The sequence below is a fragment of the Sutcliffiella horikoshii genome (assembly GCF_020524325.1).
Classification (GTDB): Bacteria; Bacillota; Bacilli; order Bacillales; family Bacillaceae_I; genus Sutcliffiella_A; species Sutcliffiella_A horikoshii_D.
In genome coordinates, this window is sequence record NZ_JAIVKY010000006.1 from 233,808 (window position 1) to 255,143 (window position 21,336).

Below are 21,336 nucleotides of genomic sequence, written 5' to 3' on the forward strand. Positions count from 1 at the left end.
CCTGCGGGCGGTCCGTGAGCCTCCTCAGGCTTCGCCTTCCGGGGTCTCACCTGTCCCTTCCTCCCGCGGGCGTCTGCGCGCCTTCCACTCCAATCAACAAGGTGACTTCATTCACCTTAAGGCCAAAAGCTATTTTACCGTTAGGATATTGGTGATGAGGACCTCTTTCCTTCTGATTTCTCGTCACTAAGGTCCTCATATGGGCGATGAGGACCTTTCTCCTTCCGATTTCTTGTCACTGAAGTCTTCATACGGACGATGAGGACTTCTCTCCTCCTAATTCCTTGTCACTGAGGTCTTCATACGGCCGATCAGGACTTCTCTCCTTCTAATTCCATGTTACAGAAGTCTTCATTCGGATGATGAGGACTTCTCTCCTCCTGATTTCTTGTCACGGAGGTCCTCATAACAACAATGATGCCATTTCTGCTTCTAATTTCTTGTCACCGAAGTCTTCATCGGGACGATTAAGACTTACTCTGAGACTATCCACAATTCGATTATTTATAATTCCCTAAACAATAAAAAAACCGGGCAGGTAACAATTTGCCCGGTTTTACTTATTTCGTGCTATTTAATGACTGAGGTGGTTCTTCCATCCAACCATTCTTAATCATTAATTGTCCACCATCTTTTGCATAATCAAAAATTTCTTTAGCAATCAATGTCATCTTAGTCGGTAGATCCGAACGAAGACTGAATGATGTTCCAAGGGCATTACTTGTAAGCCCGAAACTGCTGAGCAAGTTTGTCAGGTACATCATAAGCTTCTCTGAATAAGGCGATTCTGTTGACAGGGTTGGATTTCCCCAAGCAACTATCGGAGGCTGTATATCACTCTTTAGGAGTATATCACTGAACGTATCAATTATTTGCTTAGCCAAGTCTTTCCCTTTTTCAAAATACTTTTTCACTTCTTTGTCCTTAGTTACCTGTTCAAACCCTCTTAACAACTGAAAACCTAGAACATTGGTTTCAATACCTTGATACAATAAGGAAAGTTCTATTGCATTCAATGGTCTCTTTTCGCTGAAAATATTAAATCCTGCCATATAGCCTTCACCTTTTACAAACTCTACCTTCTCCGGCATTGGAATCATTGGTGGACGAGTTAGCACCCCATCTTTTAACAAAAATTGAGTCGAGTCGTTATATGTATTTTGCGATACATCCAAAAATCTTTTATATAGCTCGGTGATGTCTTGTCGATAAGACATACTGACATTCAAAGCGTTAAGACCAATAGTTATTTTCATCATCACTCTTAGGAAAAGTGCATCAAAATACTGGTCATACAATGGCTTTGTTGACGGTTTAACATCACTTTCGACATACCCGACAGGTACCACAATATTTTCTCTCTTAAAGAGTTCTGTTAGTTCATTTATAAAATTTATTTCTTGATTGTAGTAGGTTTGTACCAAATTGTGTACTTCTTCATTTCGTTTGTTCGCAAGGAAATGCTCTAAAAGCCTCGCCAGCATCGTTTTCTGTTGATACGTCATCCACAGATTACCTATTTCAGACGATGACAACTGCTTATCCATTTAGACTTACCCCTCCCGAGATTAATTTTTTTTAGTATGTCCCACAAAAATAATTGCTATAAAATAACTTTCTTTTTTTTAAAATGTAGACAACCCACTCTCTTCCCCTGCATACACATTTAAGTAGAAGAAGACAAGCTAAAAGGAAGGGTGGCAAACACATGAGATTTTTTGTGATAAAAAAGAGTTTCCTAATTACTGTTGTACTTTGTATAATCGCAGGTATAGGGGGATGGTATGTTGTTAACAAAGGCGTAGTCCCCACTACTGGCAAACCATCTGAAGAAGAAAAACTGGTATTTAATATGATTACATCTGAATTTAAGACGAAACTGGAAGATGGTACAGAAATAGAAGCCTACCGATTCGACCCTGGTACGATTACCGTTCCAAGAGGTAAAGATATAACGTTGAGTATATTTGGAGTTAACGGCAGTGAACATCCATATTCAATTGAAGGAACAGATATTAATGGGGTTATAAAAAAGGGCGAGGAAACTCTAATTGATGTGAAATTTGATAAAGCAGGTGTATATAAACTAATCTGTTCCACTCATTCTCACCATAACGGACATCATAGCCCTCCAATGGTGGCTTATATTTACGTCTATTAAATTCACCAATGACCAGTCAAAATGGAGACTGGTCATTTTTATTTACATAATTAATGCTTCTATTGTAAATGAATCTTTTGCAACGCCCTCAATTAATGGTATAATTTCAACGACATTAATTTTGGAGGAAACTAATTACATGCTTACAGTTACGAATATAGGATTACGCTATGGCGATCGAAAGTTATTTGAAGATGTTAATATAAAATTCACCCCTGGCAACTGCTACGGGTTAATTGGCGCAAATGGTGCAGGAAAATCTACGTTTCTAAAAATTCTTTCTGGTGAAGTGGAAGCACAAACCGGAGACGTTCACATGAATAAAGATGAGCGTATGGCTATCTTGAAACAGAACCACTTTGAGTATGAAGAGCACGAAGTTCTTAAAGTGGTAATCATGGGACATAGTCGTCTTTATGAAGTCATGCAAGAAAAAGATGCTATTTATATGAAAGAAGACTTCTCAGATGAAGATGGGATGAGAGCAGCTGAGCTTGAGGGTGAATTTGCTGAATTGAATGGTTGGGAAGCAGAATCAGAAGCAGCGATCCTCTTAAAAGGTTTAGGTATTTCAGAAGATCTTCATACAAAGAAAATGGCCGACATCACGGGTGGCGAAAAGGTAAAAGTACTTTTGGCGCAAGCTCTTTTTGGAAAGCCAGATGTACTTCTACTCGATGAGCCTACCAACCACTTGGACATTAAAGCCATTCAATGGTTAGAAGAGTTCCTAATCAACTTTGAGAATACAGTCATCGTTGTATCCCATGACCGTCACTTCTTAAATAAAGTTTGTACACATATCGCTGACTTAGACTATGGAAAAATCCAAATCTATGTTGGTAACTATGACTTCTGGTATGAGTCCAGTCAGCTTGCATCAAGAATGGCTTCTGATGTAAACCGTAAAAAAGAAGAAAAAATTAAAGAACTTCAAGCCTTTATTGCCCGATTTAGTGCAAATGCATCAAAATCCAAACAGGCTACATCCCGTAAGAAGCTTTTAGATAAGATTTCATTGGATGATATCAAACCTTCATCCCGCCGTTATCCTTATGTAAACTTCACACCGGAACGCGAAATCGGTAATGACCTTTTACGTGTGGAAGGATTGACTAAAACGATTGATGGCGAGAAAGTATTGGATAATGTAAGTTTCATTATGAACAAGGATGATAAAATTGCCCTTGTGGGTGGAAATGAAATTGCTAATACCACTCTTTTAAAAATTATCTCTGGTGAAATGGAACCTGATAGTGGAACTTTCAAATGGGGAATCACGACTACCCAGGCGTATTTCCCAAGAGACAACTCAAAATATTTCGAAGGCGTAGATATGAACCTTGTTGATTGGTTGCGTCAATACTCCCCTAACGACCAAACGGAAAGCTTCTTGCGCGGATTCCTTGGAAGAATGTTATTCTCTGGTGAAGAAGTAATGAAAAAAGCAAGTGTTCTATCCGGAGGGGAAAAAGTACGTTGTATGCTTTCTAAAATGATGCTTTCAGGCTCAAACGTCCTATTGCTTGATGACCCTACGAACCACTTGGATCTTGAGTCAATAACTGCTCTTAATAACGGGTTAATTAATTTCAAAGGTTCTATTGTTTTCACGTCTCATGACCATCAGTTCATCGAAACGATTGCAAACAGAATCATTGAAATCACACCTAAAGGTATGGTTGATAAACAAATGACTTACGATGAATATTTAGAGGATGCAAGTGTACAACAGCAATTAGCTGATCTTCATTCCTAAAATTGTGAAAGGCCCTTTTTCCAAAGGGCTTTTTTCAAATCGTGAAACCTTCTTGTTTTTGTTCCGTATTAGTAATATTCACAATTTACCTATATAATTATTAGGTCATTAACTATTAGAATATTAGAATGAATGAGGTGTAGGAATGCCGCAAACGAAGTGGTTTAAAGTTGGCTATGGAATTATTGTCATCCTGTTAATTATTTTCTTAGCATCACTGGTAGATTTTATCTTCACCCCTCTCACCGTGATGATCAGCACGTTATTCGCACCAATTATACTTGCAGGTGTGATGTATTATTTACTTCGACCTCTTGTTAATCTTGCAGATCGCTATGTGCCAAGAGCATTGGCAATTTTAAGTATTTACCTTATGTTTATTGGACTTATAACTTTACTTTTGTTCCTTATTGGTCCTACGTTACAACAACAGGTTAATAGTCTTGTGAAGAATACACCAGAAATAATCAATGATATCAGAGATTACACCATTGAATTGCAAGAAAATGAATATATTGCAAGGTTTCAGCAGAACGAACGTTTTTCTTTAGAAGAAATATCCGGAAAACTTGCGGATAATTTAAATGCTTATGTTACTGCTTTTGGGTCAAATGTAGTGAACATAATAAGCGCAATTACAGGTTTTCTAGTTCTCCTTGTAGTTATTCCGTTTGTTCTTTTTTACATGTTAAAAGATGGAGACCGTTTACCTGATCAGGTGATCAAAATTATCCCTCGCCAACATGAACGCGAAGGTAGAAATGTACTGAGAGACATGGATATAGCTTTAAGTTCCTACATTCAAGGGCAAATCATTGTCAGCGTATTTGTTGGTGTTTTAATTTATATAGGGTTTCTAATTATCGGACTTGAGTATTCCCTCGTTTTAGCATTGATTGCTATGTTTACAAACGTGATACCATTCATCGGGCCTTTTATCGGGACGATCCCAAGTGTTGTCGTAGCCTTTTTCGACGAACCTATTATGGCACTGTGGGTACTCTTAGTAGTGGTAATTGTTCAGCAGATAGAGAGCAATTTTATCTCACCACAGGTTATGGGTAAGAAATTGGATGTTCACCCATTGACGATTATTTTACTCTTATTGGTCGCTAGTAAGTTTGCAGGACTCCTTGGCCTACTGCTTGCTGTACCAACCTATGCCGTTTCAAAAGTAATTGTTCTGCATACCATTCGATTTATTAAACTGAGAAAAGTGAAAGTTACGGAAGATTCGCTTCTATAAATAGGGAATAGTGTTTAGTTGGTCGTGGGGACGGATGACTGAGGTCGACGCGGGACATGGGGACAGATGATCGACGTTGACGCGGGGCATGGAGACAGATAACGGGAGGCCACGCGGCAATTGTCCGAAGTTTTTCAAAAGTTGACCAAAGTTTTTCCGATTTTGGCCGAAGTTTTGGCAAAGTTGGCCGAAGTTTTCCAAAAGTTGACCGAACGAAATTTTGAGGTGTCCAAAGGTCGTTAAAAGTTGACCGAACACGTATCAAAAATGTCCGAACCCCCTATAAAAAAGCGAGGAAATGGTCCAAACCATGGTTCCAAATGACCGAACGACTCGAGACTCCCATTAAAACGAGTGTTTTCTCCCGATTTTTGTACAAAACAGATCACAACAACAACAACATCTTCACTTACATCCTAAATAGCATGTCATGCAAAGTTGATTTCACTTTCATGGCATGCTTTTTTATTGGAAAAATGTACTTATAGTTGTTATGATAGTAAGGAACAAATCAGTTTAGTTCATTAAACGACAAAAGTGAGATGATAAATATGGCTCAAACAAATACCTTTTCAAAAGGAGAAGAAATTGCAAATACAGTTACCCACGGAATAGGTATTTTAACAAGTATTGCGGCACTCGTTTTATTAATTGTGTTCTCTGCAATCAACGGAACCCCTCTTCATCTGGCTACTTTTATCGTCTATGGAGTTACTATGTTGATGCTTTACACATCTTCTACATTATTACATGCATTGCCTAAAGGGAAAGCTAAGAATGTTTTTGAAATTCTTGATCATTCTTCTATTTATTTCTTTATTGCGGGAAGCTATACCCCTATTACGCTTATCATCATGGATGGTGCCTTAGGGTGGACACTTTTTGGTATAGTATGGGGACTGGCAATAGCAGGAACGGTATTTAAAGTATTTTTCGTAAAAAGGTTTATTCTGGCTTCTACCCTACTTTATGTTTTGATGGGTTGGCTTGCTGTGTTTGGTTGGAGTGATATTACTTCTACAGTTGGTACTGGTGGTATTGCCTATCTTGTTGCTGGTGGAGTTGTTTATAGTTTAGGCGCAGTTTTTTATGTGTGGCGGGCGTTTCCGTATCATCATGCGGTTTGGCATTTGTTTGTGTTAGGCGGTACTGTGCTGCACTTCTTTTTTGTTTTGTTATATGTGTTGCCTATACAATAAATAAAAAAAGCTGTCACAATGGACAGCTTTTTTTAGTAGGTTGTAAATCTGAATATTTTTTGTAGTCGGTACATTGCTTTTTTTACGATAGGCATATCTTCTTTATAGTTTTCGTATGGTAATGTGTACATCTCTTCCTCGTTGCTCCATAACCTCAAGTAATAATCATTCATGTCCTTCATAACCTGCGCATTGTTATTCGCAGTTATCTTTATGTCAGTTTCTAAATTAAGATCATAGAGGTTTCTTCTCGTAAAGTTTGCAGAACCACCGATAATGGTGGATTCCTCCGCCCGCTTAAAATAAATCATTTTAGGGTGGTATTGCTCACCTTGTGTATTGTACCATCTTAATTCGATATTACCTTGTCCTTCTTCGACCATTTCTGCTGCAACTGGCCGATTGGGAAGGCCAATTTTCTGTTGGCCGAATGCATGTTCATTAGGGTCAAGTATTAAATTAACGGTTACTCCTCGATTTGCAGCGGCAATTAATTCCTCAATTATTTTTCTTTCGGCTAAATAGAACATCCCTACCCAAATTTCTTCCTTATCTTTGGACTCTTTAATTTCTTCTAGAATATGATCTAATATTTTTCTTTCAGTCAACAATTGAACTGCAATGTCACCTTCCTCTGCCTGTCCGGTGTATTTCGGTAAAGTTCCTCCTCCGGAAAAATCGAGGATTGCCTGTTCCGTTTTTAAGATATCACCAATGATGTCTCCAGACACTTCAAAAGCTGTATTAGAGTGGAGTCCGCTGGCATCATGTGGATTTGCGGACGAGATGATGGCAGTTTTATCTGTCGCAATTACCTTTCGGTGGTTAGCTTTAATATTCAGGAGTTTTAGATAGGAGCGCACGGTTGTCTCCGGTGCTTCTTTTGCCATCGGGTTTGGAATCCAGCCTGAACCACCTTGGCCGAACCATTGAAAAAACACTCGCCAGACACCTGAGTAAAGCGGATTAGAATCACGTAAAACCTTTACATTTGTCTCAACTATTCTAATTCCATTATCCTCAAGGATTGAAAGTTCCTCCGCTTCATGTGATCCATAAGTCGTATTGATTTCATCGGTTATGAATACAATGTCTAACTCTGGGTTTTCTTTCTTTTTAGAGATTAGACTTTCCATTAGATTTGAGCTTAATGGAGGATAATCCATTTCTCCATCATGGTATCCATTGAATAAAAACATGTCTATTACGATAAATTCCTCTGCTTCTTCAATCACTTCGTAGATTCGATCAAATATCTCGTGTTCCTTCTCAAGATTATTCTTTTCTCCGTAAGTGATATCATAGAGGAAATCCACTTCTGAAACATAGTGAACGTCTCCTTCAAATGATACACCTTCTGGTAAAGGCTTATAACTGTGATAAACACTGGTTAAGATGATAATAGTAATAAGTATAAGAATAAAAGTCAGCATTTTATTTTTCTTTATAAAGTTCTTCATCTTGTTCCCCCTAAATGATTGGCGAAAGACCAATTAACTCTCGTAAAAGCCGCTGTTGATTTCCGCAAATGGCTTCGCTTTCCGCGGGGCGACCTTGAGCCTCCTCGCATTCGCTGCGGGGTCTCAACATTGTCGCTACTCCCCCGCTGGAGTCTTCGCCTTTTGCTACAATCAACAGCTAGAATTTTTTAGTTATTCAACCGTTAGCTCCAATTTAATCAGCTGGTCATCTTCTGGGACAGGGTTTCCTCTCCCATCAGTGTTATTGGTGATAAAATAAATGGAATCCCCCTCCTTCCACATGTCCCTAATACGACCATTATCTTTCCAAAGTATCGATTGTTGCTTGGAACTAATGTCAAAAGCTCTCACCATTTCCCCTCTTAAGCTTGCTGCATATAGAAGTCCGTTATCAACAACAATGCCAGATGGAGCCCAAGTTTGAGTCCCAGAGTGAAACAGTGGCGCTTCTACTCCTCCCGCATGGTCATCTCCTGTATAAGTTGGCCATCCATAATTCTTGCCTTTTTTTATTATATTGATTTCATCGAATGCAGACGGGCCATGCTCAGATGCATACATTTCACTAGTTTCTTTGTCCCATGCTAACCCTTGGAGATTTCGATGGCCGTAACTGTAAACATAGGATCCTGGAAACGGATTATCTTCTGGAACAGTACCTTCCAGGTTCATACGGAGAATACTGCCAGTAAGTAATTCTTTATTCTGTGCCGACTCAGGTTTATTGGCATCGCCTACTGTTGCATACAACTTGTTATCTGGTCCGATTTTAAGCCGTCCTCCATTGTGATAAATTGCTCCATCGATATCTTCCAAGAGAACCCCTGTTTCTTTCCATTCTGTTCCGTCATACTTCAACGTGACAATCCTATTTTTTACTTTCTCTTCCGTTCCATATGTATGATAGGCAAATGCGAGTCCGTTCTCCTGAAAGTCAGGGTGAAGTTCCATGCCTAACAATCCGCCCTCCCCATAAATCAATAAGGGCTTATCAAGCTGAATATTTTCCCTCGTCATTCCGAAACTATCTATTTTTACTATCTTCCCTGTTCTTTCTGTAATGAAAAATGTATCTCCTGATTTAGTGATAGACCATGGTACGTTTAACTTGGTGGCTATTACTTCTTTGTTACCAACGCTAAATTGTTGATTTTCCACTTCCGTGTCAGGTGAAGTAGTCGTTTCCTGTACTTCTTTATTATATTTCTTTTCCGGTTCTACTACAGGTGTACAACCTGTTATAAAAACGCATAACAAAGTAATAGTTAACATGAAATTTTTCAAAAAAGTCACCCCTCTACTCTTTTCCCCTCATCTTTCACGTCTAATCCAAATAACGAATGAAAATACAAAAAAAACAAGACGTGTTTACGCCTTGTCTCTTCGTTGCCTTATGCTTTTTCAAAATAAGTTTTATAATATCCGCCAATATGGCCACTGTTGTCTTTTACGAAAATAAACTCTTCCGTTTCATTCTTCACTTCGTACGTTTGTCCGACAGTCAGCATATTGCTTACTAGATATTTTTTTGCGTCAGTATGTACACATTTTACGAGCTGTACCGTTTCTTTTTTATCCCAAGAATTATGTATCATTTCCTTGCACCTCCACAGTTATCTCTCACCTATTTTACCTCATCTTTTATTAATGAACAAACACAACTGTTTTCTCATATGATTAGGTGAGGTGAAAATGTATGAGCAATAATGCGTATACGGATCTACTGGCTTTAATTGGGATTGGTGGTGCTCATCCTGGAGGGTTGGAGCTTACAAAAACTACCCTTTTAAAAGAAAATCTTGAAGATAAGAAACTTCTTGAAATTGGTTGCGGCACAGGTCAAACGTCTTTGTTCCTCCATGCTATGAATATAGACATTACACCAATAGACAACCATCCCTTAATGATTGAAAAAGCCAACCATCGATTTGCAGAACATCAAGCAGGGATAACAGCCCTACAAATGGATATTGAAAAAACTGAGTTTAAAGATAGGACTTTTGATTTTATCCTTTCTGAATCTGTACTTTCCTTTACTGACACAAACAAAACAATTCCTGAGTTGTTTCGATTGCTGAAAGATGAAGGTGTTCTGTTGGCGTTTGAGATGACGAAGAAAGGTACCATGCACCGTGAATTGGAAGACAGAATGAAGCAATTCTATAATATGCCGAGAATATTCAGTAATAAGGAATGGAAAGAAGCACTTGAACAACATGGATTTAAAAAGGTAGAAGTCTCTCCATTCTCGTTAGGAGAATTAGAACCCTCTGAACCAGAAATCAACCCATCTGAAGTAATTGAAGATACCTACTTTGAAGTGATGCATCAACATGAAAAGCTAACCTATGAATCGCAGGAACATGTTGAATTAACTATCATACGAGCACAACGATAAAAAGCTGGAGCTACTTATGTATGCTTCAGCTTTCTTTTGTCATACTTTGACTTTGATCCATAAAGTCTTCTATACATACGATGGAAATTCCGTTTTTCTTCGCGAACAGATGTAATTGATCATACATATTATCAGGTTTAAAATTTATTAGTCGGATAGGGAACAGTTTATCTGTATAAATGAATGCTCCTCTTGCTGACCATCCCACTCGTTTAAAGACTATTTTCCTAATGTCACTGGCAGCTATTTTTTTCGAATAAAACGAGTGGCCTAAAAACAAGATGTCATAGAGCACGCTAGTATCATCTATCTTTATTTCATATCGAATGAAATAAGAAAACAAGATAATCATTCCTATAGAAAGCTGTACTATTCCCCTGCCATAATGAGCTTGCAACATTTGATAAGTTCCTTGAATCAACATCAAGGATAAAATAAAGCTATGGACTGCTGTTGGATACTTTGCTGTATAGCGCAAATCTACATCTCCCATCAATTTGGATTAGGTTATACTTGGCGTAATGAACTTATTTTCCCACCTTTGTTCCAACATTATCCTCTTAATTGTGAAAAGTAGGTAATATCTACAATATATATCATCCCATGCCAACATTTATACAGTGAAATAGTTGTATATACTTGTTACGATGTTTACTAGAGCGTCCGAGAGTTGATGATTATACACAACACAAGGAGGAATTCTATTTATGAAAAAACTTATTGCAATCTCTACTGCAGCTGTAGCATTATTTGCAGGAACAGGGTTTGATGCACATGCAGCTGGTTCACATAAAGTACAATCAGGCGATACGCTTTGGAATATAGGTAAAACGTACGGGGTTTCCGTAAAAGAAATGCAAGAATTAAACAATAAAAACAACCATTTGATTTTCCCAGGAGAAGCTTTACAACTGCCAGAAAAAGTATCAAAAGAAGAAAAGGAATTATTGGCACGTCTTGTACATGCGGAATCTAAAGGTGAACCGTATGAAGGGAAAGTTGCTGTGGCAACAGTTGTCTTAAATCGTGTTGACAATGAGCAATTTCCTGACTCGATTAAAGAAGTAGTGTATGAAACGACGCCAGGTGGAATTTATCAATTTTCCCCTGTTGGAAACGGTCAAATTGATAAAGCAGCAGATGAAGAAGCATTAAAAGCGGTAGAAGAAGCCATTGCCTTCCGTGGAGATGGCAACAACTCCCTTTATTTCTTTAACCCTGACAAAACAAGTGATGAGTGGATCCGAACTAGAAAAGTAACGAAAACAATCGGTAATCACGTATTTGCACAATAATATGATTGAAAAAAGCACCGGGGTTATGCCCGGTGCTTTTTTGATTATAGTGCTTTGTAATTTTTATGGTTGATAACAGTACGGATTGGTTCTCCAGTGTTTGGATTTTTACCAAGTTCAACAATTACCGAGCTGTCTCTCACAACGATAACCGTGCCTTTACTGCCTTTTTTTGATCCTTTATTAATTTGAATTGTATCTCCAACTTGAACATTTGTTGATTTTGTTTCTTCCATGTTCTAATTCCACCTTTTTTTAATTCTTTAGTCTCTTCTATCCTTATTATCCCCAATGGCTGATAAATATCTTTTAATATGTGTAAAAGTTATATCCCTAATTATTGCCGTTTCATTGAAAAGTTGATGGTTACCTCGATCGATAAGAACACATTTGGAATTTGGGTATTTTTTAAAAATAAAAACTAAATTATACCTCCAATCAACTGTCGTATCTTTATTTCCCTGAATGATAAAAAGGGCTTTCTCACTCCCAGAAAGTTGTTCCGACAGACTGCTGTTCCACCGCTCTAGAGATTGAAGCCATCTTACAGGTAACCTCGTGAATTGAAGAGGATCCTTCTCCACAAGTGCTAAATACTCTGGGTCTGAAGAGTTCTTTCTAAATGTCCTCTTTAAGTGAATATTTTTCTCCCCAATGAGTTTAACACCAAACTTTGAAAATGACCACAAATATGGCTGAATTAAGGGTGCAACAAGAATTACTTTATCAAATGAGCATTTATACACGTTCATGTAAGTTAGAATGATGGCGGCACCTGTACTATGTCCCATTATTGACCAACTTTTATGAGTTATTCCTTTTTGGGTCATGTGAGAATGGACAGCATGGAGGACTTGGACGTATTCAGAGAAATCCTTAATATCTCCTCTTTCCCCGCCAGAGTGACCATGACCTGGCAAGTCAAACGTAATGACACCATATCCATCGGTAACTAACATATTGATGATTTTGGAAAGTGCTCCTGAATGGTCAAGATACCCGTGAACAATAGTGACTATGCCCTTATTTTTTGGAGGCAAAAATGATTGAATAAATATTTCATGTTGATGGTGGGTAATTATTTCACTTATATGTATGGATCCCCATTTATTTAGACCATAAAAGTTTAAATACTCCTGCTTGTCATATGTTACCATAGTTGACCTCTCTTCGCCCTATGAACATGATTAGTTATTCTTATCTTACCTTATTTTCGAACAAAAAACCGAATAATTCCCTTCCTCTTGATGAAACATATAGGTAAATATGATGAAAGAGGTGTAGAGAATTGAACATTAAAGGATATTTAGTAACTGGCCTTGTCATGACGATGGTGATGACTGGTTGTGGAAATGTAGATGATTATGGAACGGCAAGAAATGACAATCCTGATGACGCTCTAAATGTCAATTACGATAAAATGGGGCAATACAATAGGAATGTTAGAAATGGCGACATCAACCCTCGAAGAGTGAATGAAACAAACGAACCAAGACTTGAAGTGGCAGATGAAGCTACAAAACATATTACTGATTTAAAAGAGGTAGAATCCTGCAGTGTCCTCGTAACTAACCGCAATGCCTATGTGGCAGCTGTATTAGAAGGTGGAGGCAAAAAGGACTTAACAAAAGACGTGGAAAAGAAGATAGCAGATCAAGTGCGCAAATCAGACGGTAGTATACGTAATGTGTATGTATCTGTAAACCCTGAATTTGTCGATCGTATGGAAGGTTATACGAATGACATAAGGGAAGGCAGACCTGTCGCTGGAATCTTTGATGAGTTTACAGAAGTAGTGCAACGTTTATTCCCGACTTCTAGATAATGTAGGAAAAGGAAACCAGAAGAAAAAACAATTTAAAAATAACTGTAATTAACTGAGAAAAACCCAGAACCTTATGGCTCTGGGTTTTTCTAGTCTTTTTTTATTGAAGTCAGGTATAATAATGTTACAAGAGTAAAGATTCATCCGCCAGATAAAGTAATTAACTATCATCATGTTCATATATAGCTTTAACGGACAACCATTAAGTAAATACAGGCGAGTAGTTGATTATAAAAGTAGGAAGCTCATATTCCCTATCTAAGGTGACTACATGAAAATTCAAAAATTAGTAGACTCTATTCATTATTGGGACTCAAAGGTCTTAGCCTTTGACATTAAGTATTTTGCAGATGAATTGATTTTAGAATGTGAATCAGGAATTTATATTTTTAAGGGGTGTTATAATTTAGAAATTAAACATACACCTAAATTTGAAAAAGGTATTCCTCCTGAAAAATGGACATTTGCTCAATTACCCTATACCATTCATGACATATCAGTTAACGAAAATAATCTAGATTCGAGCAGTAAATATAAAGTTAATATTACTATGCCTCCTATGTTTGTTGAACTTAGTTGCAATGAGATCACAGTAAATCCTACTTCCAATTAATCAATCAAACGGACAGCGTGATTTCACGATGTCCCTATTCCATCTTCTTTATTCAAATTCAGATAGAAACTCTCCGTACCCTTCCGCCTCCATGTTTTCTTTAGGAATGAATCGGAGAGCTGCAGAGTTCATACAATATCGAAGTCCTGTCGGCTCAGGTCCATCGTCAAACACATGCCCAAGATGGGAATCGGCATGCTTGCTTCGGACCTCTGTTCGTACCATGAACAGGCTGTTATCCTCTCGTAAGACGATATTCTCAGGAAGAAGCGGCTTTGTAAAGCTTGGCCAGCCTGTTCCACTGTCATATTTGTCGTTTGAACTAAAAAGAGGTTCACCAGAGACGATATCCACATAGATCCCTTCATCCTTCAGGTCCCAATATTCATTATCATAAGCTGGTTCTGTACCATCTTCCTGTGTCACCTTATATTGAATTGGTGTGAGCATTTGAAGTAGCTCATCATCCGTGTATGTTGGATAGGCAGAGGTGGCTTTTGCTTTCGGCTTCACTTTGTATATTCGATCCGCTCCCCATGCTTTATCGAGGAATTCATCCCTTCCTGAACGGCTGCGGTAATATTCGTAGCGGAAGCTGTTTTTCTGGTAGTAATCTTGATGGTACTCCTCTGCAACATAGAAGGTTTCTGCCGGACGGATGGGAGTGACAATGGGCTCATCAAAACGCCCTGTTTCCTCTACCTCCTTAAGGGATTCTTCTGCAAGAAGCTTCTCTTTCTCATTTTGATAAAAAATGGCGGACGTGTATTGCTCACCACGATCGACAAACTGTCCTTCATCATCCGTTGGGTCAATCTGCCTCCAAAATACCTGCAGCAATTCTTCATATGTTACCATCGTAGGATCGTATTCTATTGTTACCGCTTCAATGTGACCAGTTGTGCCACTTGAAACCTCGTCATAACTTGGGTTTTCGGTATCCCCACCTGTATAGCCGGATACAACTTCGTATACACCGTCTATCTTTTCAAACGGTGGTTCCATACACCAGAAGCAGCCACCAGCAAAGATGGCAATCTCTTTCTCCCCAGTGTTATGAACCTCATAAAGTTTGCTACCAAGCGATTTTTCTGTCTGACTTTCATAAACTTTCGGTAGGATGAAAATGGCCAAAGCGACCACGATGATACTAAGAATGGTCATGGTAATCTTCTTCATCTCTTCCCCTCTCCTTTTCATAGGGAATGGTAAACCAGAAGGTACTTCCTTTCCCCCATTTACTAACAACGCCTAAGGTTCCGCCATGCCACTCAATCAATTCTTTGGCGATCGCAAGGCCAAGTCCTGATCCACCATAGGCTTTATTCCTCGATTTTTCCGTTCGATAAAAGCGTTCAAAAATTCGTTCCTGCTCTTCTTGTTCAATTCCTGGACCCTCATCTGTGATCTGAAAGCGTAAGGAATTCTGTTCGTTGGTGACCTTTATAAAAATGGTGGCATTGCTAGGTGAATAGGTAATGGCGTTTTTGAACAGGTTGTTCAGAACCCTGATGATTTTCTCCGGCATCACCAATACAGATGAAATTTCTTCATTCATCTCCACTTTCACCTCTATTCCCCGCTCAGAAAGCATGGACTCAAATGGCCCAAGGGATTGTAAAAGGAGGTCGTCCACTGGTGTTAGCACTGGAGTATACGGTATACTCCGCTGTTCGAGTTTTGAAAAATAAAGTAGCTCCTCTATTAAATCTCCAAGACGCAAGGTCTCTTGTTTAATGATGGATAAATACCTTTTTTTCGTTTCTTCATCTTGTAAGATGTTGTCCTCCAACGCTTCGGTAAAAGAACGGATAGAGGCGATCGGTGTCCTTAAATCATGGGAGACATTAGCGATGAGCTCGGACTTAAATTGCTCGGAACGTTCAATGTCCTCGATTTTTTCTTTAATTTGTATAGCCATTTCATTAAAGTTCTTTGCGACTTGTTTTATTTCTTTTGGGCCAGCTTCCTTCATCTTTACTTCGAGGTTTCCGTTTGCCATACTTTGTGCTTCCTTCGAAACCTGATCCACAACCTTTAAAAGCGGGTTGATAAGAACGTAAAAAGCGAGAAAGGATATAGCGCCGGCCACCAGAGTAATAACGGTGAGGAGGAGCACGACCTCCTTAGAAAGAAACATTTGCACATAGCTGATAACTAAAAAGAGTAAAAACAGTAAAATGGATAAACCGTTGGTAACGGCAAGTAGGGTTTTAAGCTTCATGGCGATTTCCTTCAAATTTATAGCCAATGCCCCATACAGTATGGATAAACGCTGGCTTGGATGGGTTTTCTTCCATTTTTTCACGTAAGCGTCTCACATGGACATTGATGGTATTGGCATCTCCCATATATTCATAACCCCAGAGCTTTTCGAGGAGCTGTGACTTGGAAAACACCTTTTGTGGATGCTGCATGAAAAGAGCTAATAGTTCAAACTCCTTCACCGTTAGCTCTACCTCCTTACCGGCTACATGGACTTGTCTTTTCTCTAAATCAAGTGTGAGATGTTGATGTTTTAATAGACTTCCTTTCTCTTCCTTCCGTTCGCTTTTTCCGTAAACTCTTCGAATAATATTTTGAATCCGGAGAACAAGTTCTTTTGGGCTGAACGGTTTTACCATGTAGTCATCAGCGCCAAGTGATAATCCGTACAACCGATCATGCTCCTGACCAAGTGCTGTCACATAGATAATCGGTGTGTCTTGTTCATGACGCATCGCTTCCCCGGTATCCCAGCCATTTTTGATGGGCATCATGACATCGAGTACCACTACATGGGGAGCTACCTTATGAAAAAGCTTCAGTGCTTCCTCCCCATTCTTGGCAATAGTGATATCATATCCTTCTAGCTTGAGGTACCGTGTACATACATCAAGAATGTTCTCATCATCGTCCACTAACAACACTTTGTAACTCATGTTTACTCTCCTTTTTCTACTGTTGCAAAGCCAAAATCCACATCAAATTGTTTGCACCAGATGACTATGGAATCCCCACCCTCCAGCGTCACACCTTTTGGAAGTGGATAATTTTGATTACCAATATTCCCTTTCAGTTCACCGAGAGATAGGCCGTCTTTCGTATCTTGACCCTGTTTCACCAGATAGACGTAAAGGTCCGGGCCGTTCGTCGATTCAAAATCTTCAAATCGTAGATAAGGCTCCTCTGTTTCTTTATAGTAAAGAAGCGTACCACTGACTTTATGAAGAGAGTCTGCTCCTTGAAAAGAGGCAGTCATTACTTCTGGTTCCTGTTCTGTTAGCACTACTTGATCATAGGGAGAATCTGCAGACTTTCCTTTAGAGGATGCTGTACTTAAAGGAATTACCTCTTCATTTACTACTTGATTAATAAATAATGGCGAAAGCAAATACCAGCCTATCGAAAGGCAAGCTAATACTCCCACAAACAAGATAATCCTTTTCCATGTCATCCTTTACTCCTCCTTAATAAATAACTTAAAGAAACTATAACGTATAAAGTTTAGAGGAGTTTTACAAAATTCTTAACTAATTCTTAAATGATCTTTAAGTGTTATCCCCTTAAACAGGGATTTCCTAGAATTCAAGATATTAATAATGGTGTGTTCTGTGGAACCCACCTGTTTTATAAACGCCCCTCCTCCTGTATCGGTAGCACAGTCGAATCCTTAATCTCCCTTAGTGCTAAACTAGTCTGTATTTTGGTGATTCCCAATTCATTCAACCTTCTAATAAACACCTCTAGCCCCTTGCGATCCTTACAGGCTACCTTTAATAGATAATCGTACTCCCCTGTTAAACAATGGCACTCCAGAACTTCCTCCATTGATTCCAATGTTTTCTCAAGAGATTCCAGTTTTTCAGCCAGATGCAGATTGGTGCTCATAAACACAAAGCACAATAGATCAAAGCCCAGCTTTTCATGACTTAAAATGGCGACCTGCTTTTTTATGTATCCTTCCGCCTCTAATCGCTTGATTCTTGCATGTACAGCTGGTGCCGATAAATTGACCCGTTTTGAAAGCTCCAGATTGCTTAGCTGAGCATCATTTTGCAGTAAATCCAAGATTTTAATATCCACATTGTCCAAAACTTTGCTTACAATCGATTCCACAATTAATTCCACCTTTTCAATTATTCCAACAACACACAAAAGCATGATCATAAAATGAATTATTTAAACTAACAATCTATTTTTCTTTCATTTATTTTGATTTTATTTAATTATACAAAATGTTCTTTTGTTTTTGAAGGGAAATGATAAGATATTTCATATAGATACTGTCATTGTGCACAATGGCTCTTATTTCTTAATATAAAGAAGCTCTGTTAAACTGGTCTATTGTTTTGCACTGAAGTCAACAGGGGTGCAATAACAACCAATAAGCTTTAAAACAGCCTATATAAAAGAAAAGGGGCTAAAAGATTTGAAATATTATTCTATATTGCTATTAACCAGCTTTCTTTGGGGCGGTAATTTTATAGTGGGTAAAACACTTGTGGATCATGCTTCCCCTGGAACCTTGACCATTATAAGATGGGGGATTGCGATTATTTGTCTGGTCCCACTTGTTTGGCGAAAAGAAAAAAAGCTTTTCCCATCAAAAGAAGCCCTCCTGCCCCTGTTTTTAATGGGCGTAACGGGTGTAGCCCTATTTCAGGCACTGCAATTCATGGCCCTAGAAAAAACATCTGCCACGAATGTTGGGTTAATCTCGACCTTAAATATGTTTTCAATTGCTGCTTTCTCCTTCTTTTTTCTAAAAGAAAAAATGAATTCACTTCAGTTCCTTTCCATGTTCGTCTCATTATTTGGAGTTATGCTTGTCCTTTCAAAGGGGAACTATGAACTGTTATTTATGATGGAATTTAATGTGGGCGACCTCTATATGATGATAGCTGTAGGCATGTGGGGAATTTATTCGGTCTGTAGCAAATGGGCGATGGCCACTGTCAGTCCGATGATGTCGATTCTTTACTCCGGAATATTCGGACTTATTGTCCTGCTTCCATTTAACATCTCAAGCTTCAAGGTAACGAACATAGATACTTCATTTGTTCAAGCCATTTTGTATACTGGCCTAGTCTCAACCGTCCTGTGTATGGTCCTTTGGAATATCGGAGTAAATAAACTGGGACCAAATACTTCAGGATTGTTCTTGAATTTCAATCCCGTTTTTACAGCCGTTCTAGCTTTTACTTTTCTAGGAGAGAAAATGACATTTATTCAAGCTGTGGGCAGTGGCATTGTTATTGCAGGCTGCTTTTTATTTACAGTTCTAAAAGACAAACCCGTTAAAATACTCAAAAGCACACCCAATCCCTTCTTACCTAGTGAGTCGGTAAAACAAAGCCATTAAAAGAATTACATAACAGTGCCTGTCTGATCATTTACTTAAGAGACGGGCATTTTTTATATAAAATACAATCTAAGCTTTTAGTAACGGGGTTAATTGTGCGGTGCAAACAGACAAATATCACATATAATCTCATAATGTTATCACTAATAAGACGCTTGCTAACTCACAAGGATATTTGCACAAAAATACCGACTTTACAAAAAGTCGGTATTTTTATTAGTGAATTATAGGCCTTATTCAATAAAAGCCCTAGATTGTTGCATAATCCAAACTTTCATCAAAAGTATTTATAGCTTAATCCCAAATAAATCAAACTTGAAACTGCAATAAATCCACTGAAAAATAATATTTTATTTCTGGTAGACCAATTTTTCATCCAGCCCCATCTTTTTCGGTCTGTGTCCAGCCAATAGTAGTCGATGACAACTGTAAAAATAAGAATAATAAAGACTAGAAAAGAATTCATTAGCTCACTCCACTCCTTACAATCTCTAGTATATGACTATTGAACAATCCTGCCCAATTCTTAAGTATGGAAAGAGCAATTACCTATGCTGCAATCGCCCTATTTAATAGAATAAGGGAATAAGGATTTCCACACAGATATCCTATTTTTGTTTTTTCACATACCAAGCATCTTCAGTAAAATTATTCCATTCTAAAGTAAAACTGATTGCTTTAATTTGAATACTACAAAATTGATGTGTTCTCCAATCAGTACCAAACATTTCAAAAATGATATAACTATCTAATGGTTTTTGATTGAACTGCAAGAATTCCATTTCTTCTAAGTCTGTTATTAAAACTTGGTTTTCCGTCCCATCACCAAAGTGAATAATGCAATTACTATCTGTTACTTCATTGAATGTAAGCCTACATCTATCCGTTGATTTTGCTACACCATAGGGATTAAGATGATGATCTGGGGAAACATAAACAAATTCAAAATCTATAATGACTGTGCCTTTTTCAACTATTGTCTTTTCGACAACGCAATCGTGAAAATCCAAGTATTCAAAAAAATCATTTGTGGTTTTATATTTCCAAGTATGCATATGAATCAACACCTATAAATTATAGTTACAACCAAAAGAATTCCCTATTCATAATATCTCTCATATATTTTATTCAACTCAACCTCATCTTCATTAAAACTGCCCGATTGCTTAATTCCAATTATTTCATAATCTAAAAATTCCTTCAATATGATAATTTCTTTGGTCAATATAAAAACTGGCGCTGATCCTTGTTCCTGGATCGCGCCCTTTTCTTGAAGACTTGATATCAAGATAATATTTAAATCTGCATTTGCCACTTTATCTATAACAACTTATTTACTGCTAGCAGACCCATAAGAAGAGAGCCTATTCCAAACAACCTGTTCCGATAGCACCTAAATAAGTATAAACCGTTGCACTATAGACTTTTGTGTCTTTTTTTTGACACAAAAGTCCTAACAATGCTAATATCTATTCTTTTGAAGTAAAAGTAAATCCATAAGTATCTTTTAGTTCTAGAAGCATTATTCTTAGCTGTTGTACCTCCTGATGATTATCAATAATGATGGTTTGATTATCTTTGTAATGAAACTCCAAACTATCTTTTTTCGTTTCATCATTGGTAATTAAGTATACTTTCTCTACATCTTCCCAGCTGTAAAGAATTTTTTCGTCAAAAGGCGCATCTACCATTGTAAATCCTGCTGAACCAACAATAGTTATGGGTTTTACTCCAATGTACATGAGTGGTAGGGCTATAATGACTGCTAGTAAACAAATACCTACTTTCCATCTGTAAAAAAAATAAGAAGCAATGGAAGCCGCAAGTAAAAAGAACCAAGCTACAGCAAAGTAAGCGTAAGTAATACTTGGCGTCTCCAACATCCATATGGAGCTTTGGCTAAAGGTACTTCTTTGTAGAATATATGGAAGTAACCAGATGACTAATGGAGAAAGAACTAATAAAGCAATGGTGCTTACAATAAAGTAATGTCTTTTTTCATAATTTTTGCTCAA

26 protein-coding genes are annotated in these 21,336 nt (G+C 38.0%); 9 read left to right on the top strand and 17 right to left on the bottom strand.

Going from position 1 to position 21,336, the window contains the following annotated elements; genetic code table 11:
- Nucleotides 1-46: 46 nt before the first annotated feature.
- Nucleotides 47-187 (bottom strand): hypothetical protein, encoded by a 141-nt coding sequence (locus LC091_RS08200; RefSeq protein WP_226681540.1) that lies wholly within the window; start codon nucleotides 185-187, stop codon nucleotides 47-49.
- A 373-nt stretch (nucleotides 188-560) separates the two neighbouring features.
- Nucleotides 561-1,547, bottom strand: a complete 987-nt coding sequence (locus tag LC091_RS08205) for a DUF3231 family protein (RefSeq protein WP_226681541.1) — start codon at nucleotides 1,545-1,547, stop codon at nucleotides 561-563.
- A 161-nt stretch (nucleotides 1,548-1,708) separates the two neighbouring features.
- Here LC091_RS08205 and LC091_RS08210 point away from each other — a divergent pair, with 161 nt between their 5' ends.
- The 4 genes from LC091_RS08210 (at nucleotide 1,709) to trhA (ending at nucleotide 6,365) form a co-directional block, all read left to right on the top strand.
- Nucleotides 1,709-2,161 carry a cupredoxin domain-containing protein gene (locus LC091_RS08210; RefSeq protein ID WP_226681542.1) on the top strand — a complete coding sequence of 151 codons (453 nt, stop codon included), beginning with the start codon at nucleotides 1,709-1,711 and terminating at the stop codon, nucleotides 2,159-2,161.
- 139 nt (nucleotides 2,162-2,300) lie between these two features.
- On the top strand, nucleotides 2,301-3,920 hold the full coding sequence (locus tag LC091_RS08215; protein ID WP_226681543.1) for an ABC-F family ATP-binding cassette domain-containing protein: 1,620 nt from the start codon (nucleotides 2,301-2,303) through the stop codon (nucleotides 3,918-3,920).
- Between the two features lie 145 nt (nucleotides 3,921-4,065).
- Complete coding sequence (locus tag LC091_RS08220) at nucleotides 4,066-5,166, top strand: AI-2E family transporter (protein ID WP_226681544.1); 1,101 nt, start codon at nucleotides 4,066-4,068, stop codon at nucleotides 5,164-5,166.
- A gap of 551 nt (nucleotides 5,167-5,717) precedes the next feature.
- The gene (trhA, locus tag LC091_RS08225; RefSeq protein ID WP_226681545.1) at nucleotides 5,718-6,365 is read left to right on the top strand and encodes a PAQR family membrane homeostasis protein TrhA; all 648 of its coding nucleotides are present in this window, start codon (nucleotides 5,718-5,720) and stop codon (nucleotides 6,363-6,365) included.
- A gap of 32 nt (nucleotides 6,366-6,397) precedes the next feature.
- Here trhA and LC091_RS08230 read toward each other — a convergent pair whose 3' ends face one another.
- The 3 genes from LC091_RS08230 to LC091_RS08240 all read right to left on the bottom strand — a co-directional run bounded on the left by LC091_RS08230 (nucleotide 6,398) and on the right by LC091_RS08240 (nucleotide 9,441).
- Entirely contained in the window at nucleotides 6,398-7,825 is a 1,428-nt protein-coding gene (locus LC091_RS08230; protein WP_226681546.1) for a phospholipase D family protein, read from the bottom strand.
- A gap of 192 nt (nucleotides 7,826-8,017) precedes the next feature.
- A complete protein-coding gene (locus LC091_RS08235; protein ID WP_226681547.1) occupies nucleotides 8,018-9,130 on the bottom strand; it encodes a PQQ-dependent sugar dehydrogenase in 1,113 nt (370 codons plus the stop codon).
- 107 nt (nucleotides 9,131-9,237) lie between these two features.
- Nucleotides 9,238-9,441, bottom strand: coding sequence for a DUF6501 family protein (locus tag LC091_RS08240; protein ID WP_148989994.1), 204 nt, complete (start codon nucleotides 9,439-9,441; stop codon nucleotides 9,238-9,240).
- A gap of 101 nt (nucleotides 9,442-9,542) precedes the next feature.
- Here LC091_RS08240 and LC091_RS08245 point away from each other — a divergent pair, with 101 nt between their 5' ends.
- Nucleotides 9,543-10,244, top strand: a complete 702-nt coding sequence (locus LC091_RS08245; protein WP_226681548.1) for a class I SAM-dependent methyltransferase — start codon at nucleotides 9,543-9,545, stop codon at nucleotides 10,242-10,244.
- A gap of 25 nt (nucleotides 10,245-10,269) precedes the next feature.
- On the opposite strand, the gene LC091_RS08250 is transcribed toward LC091_RS08245, so the two are convergent.
- Nucleotides 10,270-10,740, bottom strand: coding sequence for a hypothetical protein (locus tag LC091_RS08250; RefSeq protein ID WP_226681549.1), 471 nt, complete (start codon nucleotides 10,738-10,740; stop codon nucleotides 10,270-10,272).
- Nucleotides 10,741-10,951: 211 nt separating this feature from the next.
- Here LC091_RS08250 and LC091_RS08255 point away from each other — a divergent pair, with 211 nt between their 5' ends.
- Entirely contained in the window at nucleotides 10,952-11,539 is a 588-nt protein-coding gene (locus tag LC091_RS08255) for a cell wall hydrolase (protein ID WP_226681550.1), read from the top strand.
- Nucleotides 11,540-11,583: 44 nt separating this feature from the next.
- Here LC091_RS08255 and LC091_RS08260 read toward each other — a convergent pair whose 3' ends face one another.
- Nucleotides 11,584-11,775 carry a DUF2187 family protein gene (locus LC091_RS08260; protein WP_226681551.1) on the bottom strand — a complete coding sequence of 64 codons (192 nt, stop codon included), beginning with the start codon at nucleotides 11,773-11,775 and terminating at the stop codon, nucleotides 11,584-11,586.
- A gap of 27 nt (nucleotides 11,776-11,802) precedes the next feature.
- Entirely contained in the window at nucleotides 11,803-12,696 is an 894-nt protein-coding gene (locus LC091_RS08265; protein ID WP_226681552.1) for an alpha/beta hydrolase, read from the bottom strand.
- Nucleotides 12,697-12,827: 131 nt separating this feature from the next.
- Between LC091_RS08265 and LC091_RS08270 the strand changes: the two genes are divergently transcribed.
- Together LC091_RS08270 and LC091_RS08275 are read left to right on the top strand one after the other, a co-directional pair.
- Nucleotides 12,828-13,364 (top strand): YhcN/YlaJ family sporulation lipoprotein, encoded by a 537-nt coding sequence (locus tag LC091_RS08270; RefSeq protein ID WP_226681553.1) that lies wholly within the window; start codon nucleotides 12,828-12,830, stop codon nucleotides 13,362-13,364.
- Between the two features lie 271 nt (nucleotides 13,365-13,635).
- The gene (locus LC091_RS08275) at nucleotides 13,636-13,977 is read left to right on the top strand and encodes a hypothetical protein (RefSeq protein ID WP_226681554.1); all 342 of its coding nucleotides are present in this window, start codon (nucleotides 13,636-13,638) and stop codon (nucleotides 13,975-13,977) included.
- Between the two features lie 48 nt (nucleotides 13,978-14,025).
- Here the strand turns inward: LC091_RS08275 and msrB are convergent, their stop codons facing one another.
- The 5 genes from msrB to LC091_RS08300 all read right to left on the bottom strand — a co-directional run bounded on the left by msrB (nucleotide 14,026) and on the right by LC091_RS08300 (nucleotide 18,075).
- On the bottom strand, nucleotides 14,026-15,156 hold the full coding sequence (gene msrB / locus LC091_RS08280; RefSeq protein ID WP_226681555.1) for a peptide-methionine (R)-S-oxide reductase MsrB: 1,131 nt from the start codon (nucleotides 15,154-15,156) through the stop codon (nucleotides 14,026-14,028).
- A complete protein-coding gene (locus tag LC091_RS08285; RefSeq protein WP_226681556.1) occupies nucleotides 15,128-16,201 on the bottom strand; it encodes a sensor histidine kinase in 1,074 nt (357 codons plus the stop codon). The genes msrB and LC091_RS08285 overlap by 29 nt, the downstream gene beginning before the upstream one ends.
- A complete protein-coding gene (locus LC091_RS08290) occupies nucleotides 16,191-16,898 on the bottom strand; it encodes a response regulator transcription factor (RefSeq protein ID WP_226681557.1) in 708 nt (235 codons plus the stop codon). The genes LC091_RS08285 and LC091_RS08290 overlap by 11 nt, the downstream gene beginning before the upstream one ends.
- 2 nt (nucleotides 16,899-16,900) lie before the next feature.
- A complete protein-coding gene (locus LC091_RS08295) occupies nucleotides 16,901-17,413 on the bottom strand; it encodes a DM13 domain-containing protein (protein ID WP_226681558.1) in 513 nt (170 codons plus the stop codon).
- Between the two features lie 173 nt (nucleotides 17,414-17,586).
- Nucleotides 17,587-18,075 carry an Lrp/AsnC family transcriptional regulator gene (locus tag LC091_RS08300; RefSeq protein ID WP_226681694.1) on the bottom strand — a complete coding sequence of 163 codons (489 nt, stop codon included), beginning with the start codon at nucleotides 18,073-18,075 and terminating at the stop codon, nucleotides 17,587-17,589.
- 313 nt (nucleotides 18,076-18,388) lie between these two features.
- Here LC091_RS08300 and LC091_RS08305 point away from each other — a divergent pair, with 313 nt between their 5' ends.
- Nucleotides 18,389-19,321: a DMT family transporter gene (locus LC091_RS08305; protein WP_264179262.1), complete on the top strand. Its 933-nt coding sequence runs from the start codon at nucleotides 18,389-18,391 to the stop codon at nucleotides 19,319-19,321.
- Nucleotides 19,322-19,598: 277 nt separating this feature from the next.
- Here the strand turns inward: LC091_RS08305 and LC091_RS08310 are convergent, their stop codons facing one another.
- The 4 genes from LC091_RS08310 to LC091_RS08325 all read right to left on the bottom strand — a co-directional run bounded on the left by LC091_RS08310 (nucleotide 19,599) and on the right by LC091_RS08325 (nucleotide 21,336).
- On the bottom strand, nucleotides 19,599-19,787 hold the full coding sequence (locus tag LC091_RS08310; RefSeq protein WP_226681559.1) for a hypothetical protein: 189 nt from the start codon (nucleotides 19,785-19,787) through the stop codon (nucleotides 19,599-19,601).
- A 142-nt stretch (nucleotides 19,788-19,929) separates the two neighbouring features.
- Nucleotides 19,930-20,376: a hypothetical protein gene (locus tag LC091_RS08315; protein WP_226681560.1), complete on the bottom strand. Its 447-nt coding sequence runs from the start codon at nucleotides 20,374-20,376 to the stop codon at nucleotides 19,930-19,932.
- A 44-nt stretch (nucleotides 20,377-20,420) separates the two neighbouring features.
- Nucleotides 20,421-20,636: a hypothetical protein gene (locus tag LC091_RS08320; RefSeq protein ID WP_226681561.1), complete on the bottom strand. Its 216-nt coding sequence runs from the start codon at nucleotides 20,634-20,636 to the stop codon at nucleotides 20,421-20,423.
- Between the two features lie 154 nt (nucleotides 20,637-20,790).
- Nucleotides 20,791-21,336, bottom strand: coding sequence for a hypothetical protein (locus tag LC091_RS08325; protein WP_226681562.1), 546 nt, complete (start codon nucleotides 21,334-21,336; stop codon nucleotides 20,791-20,793).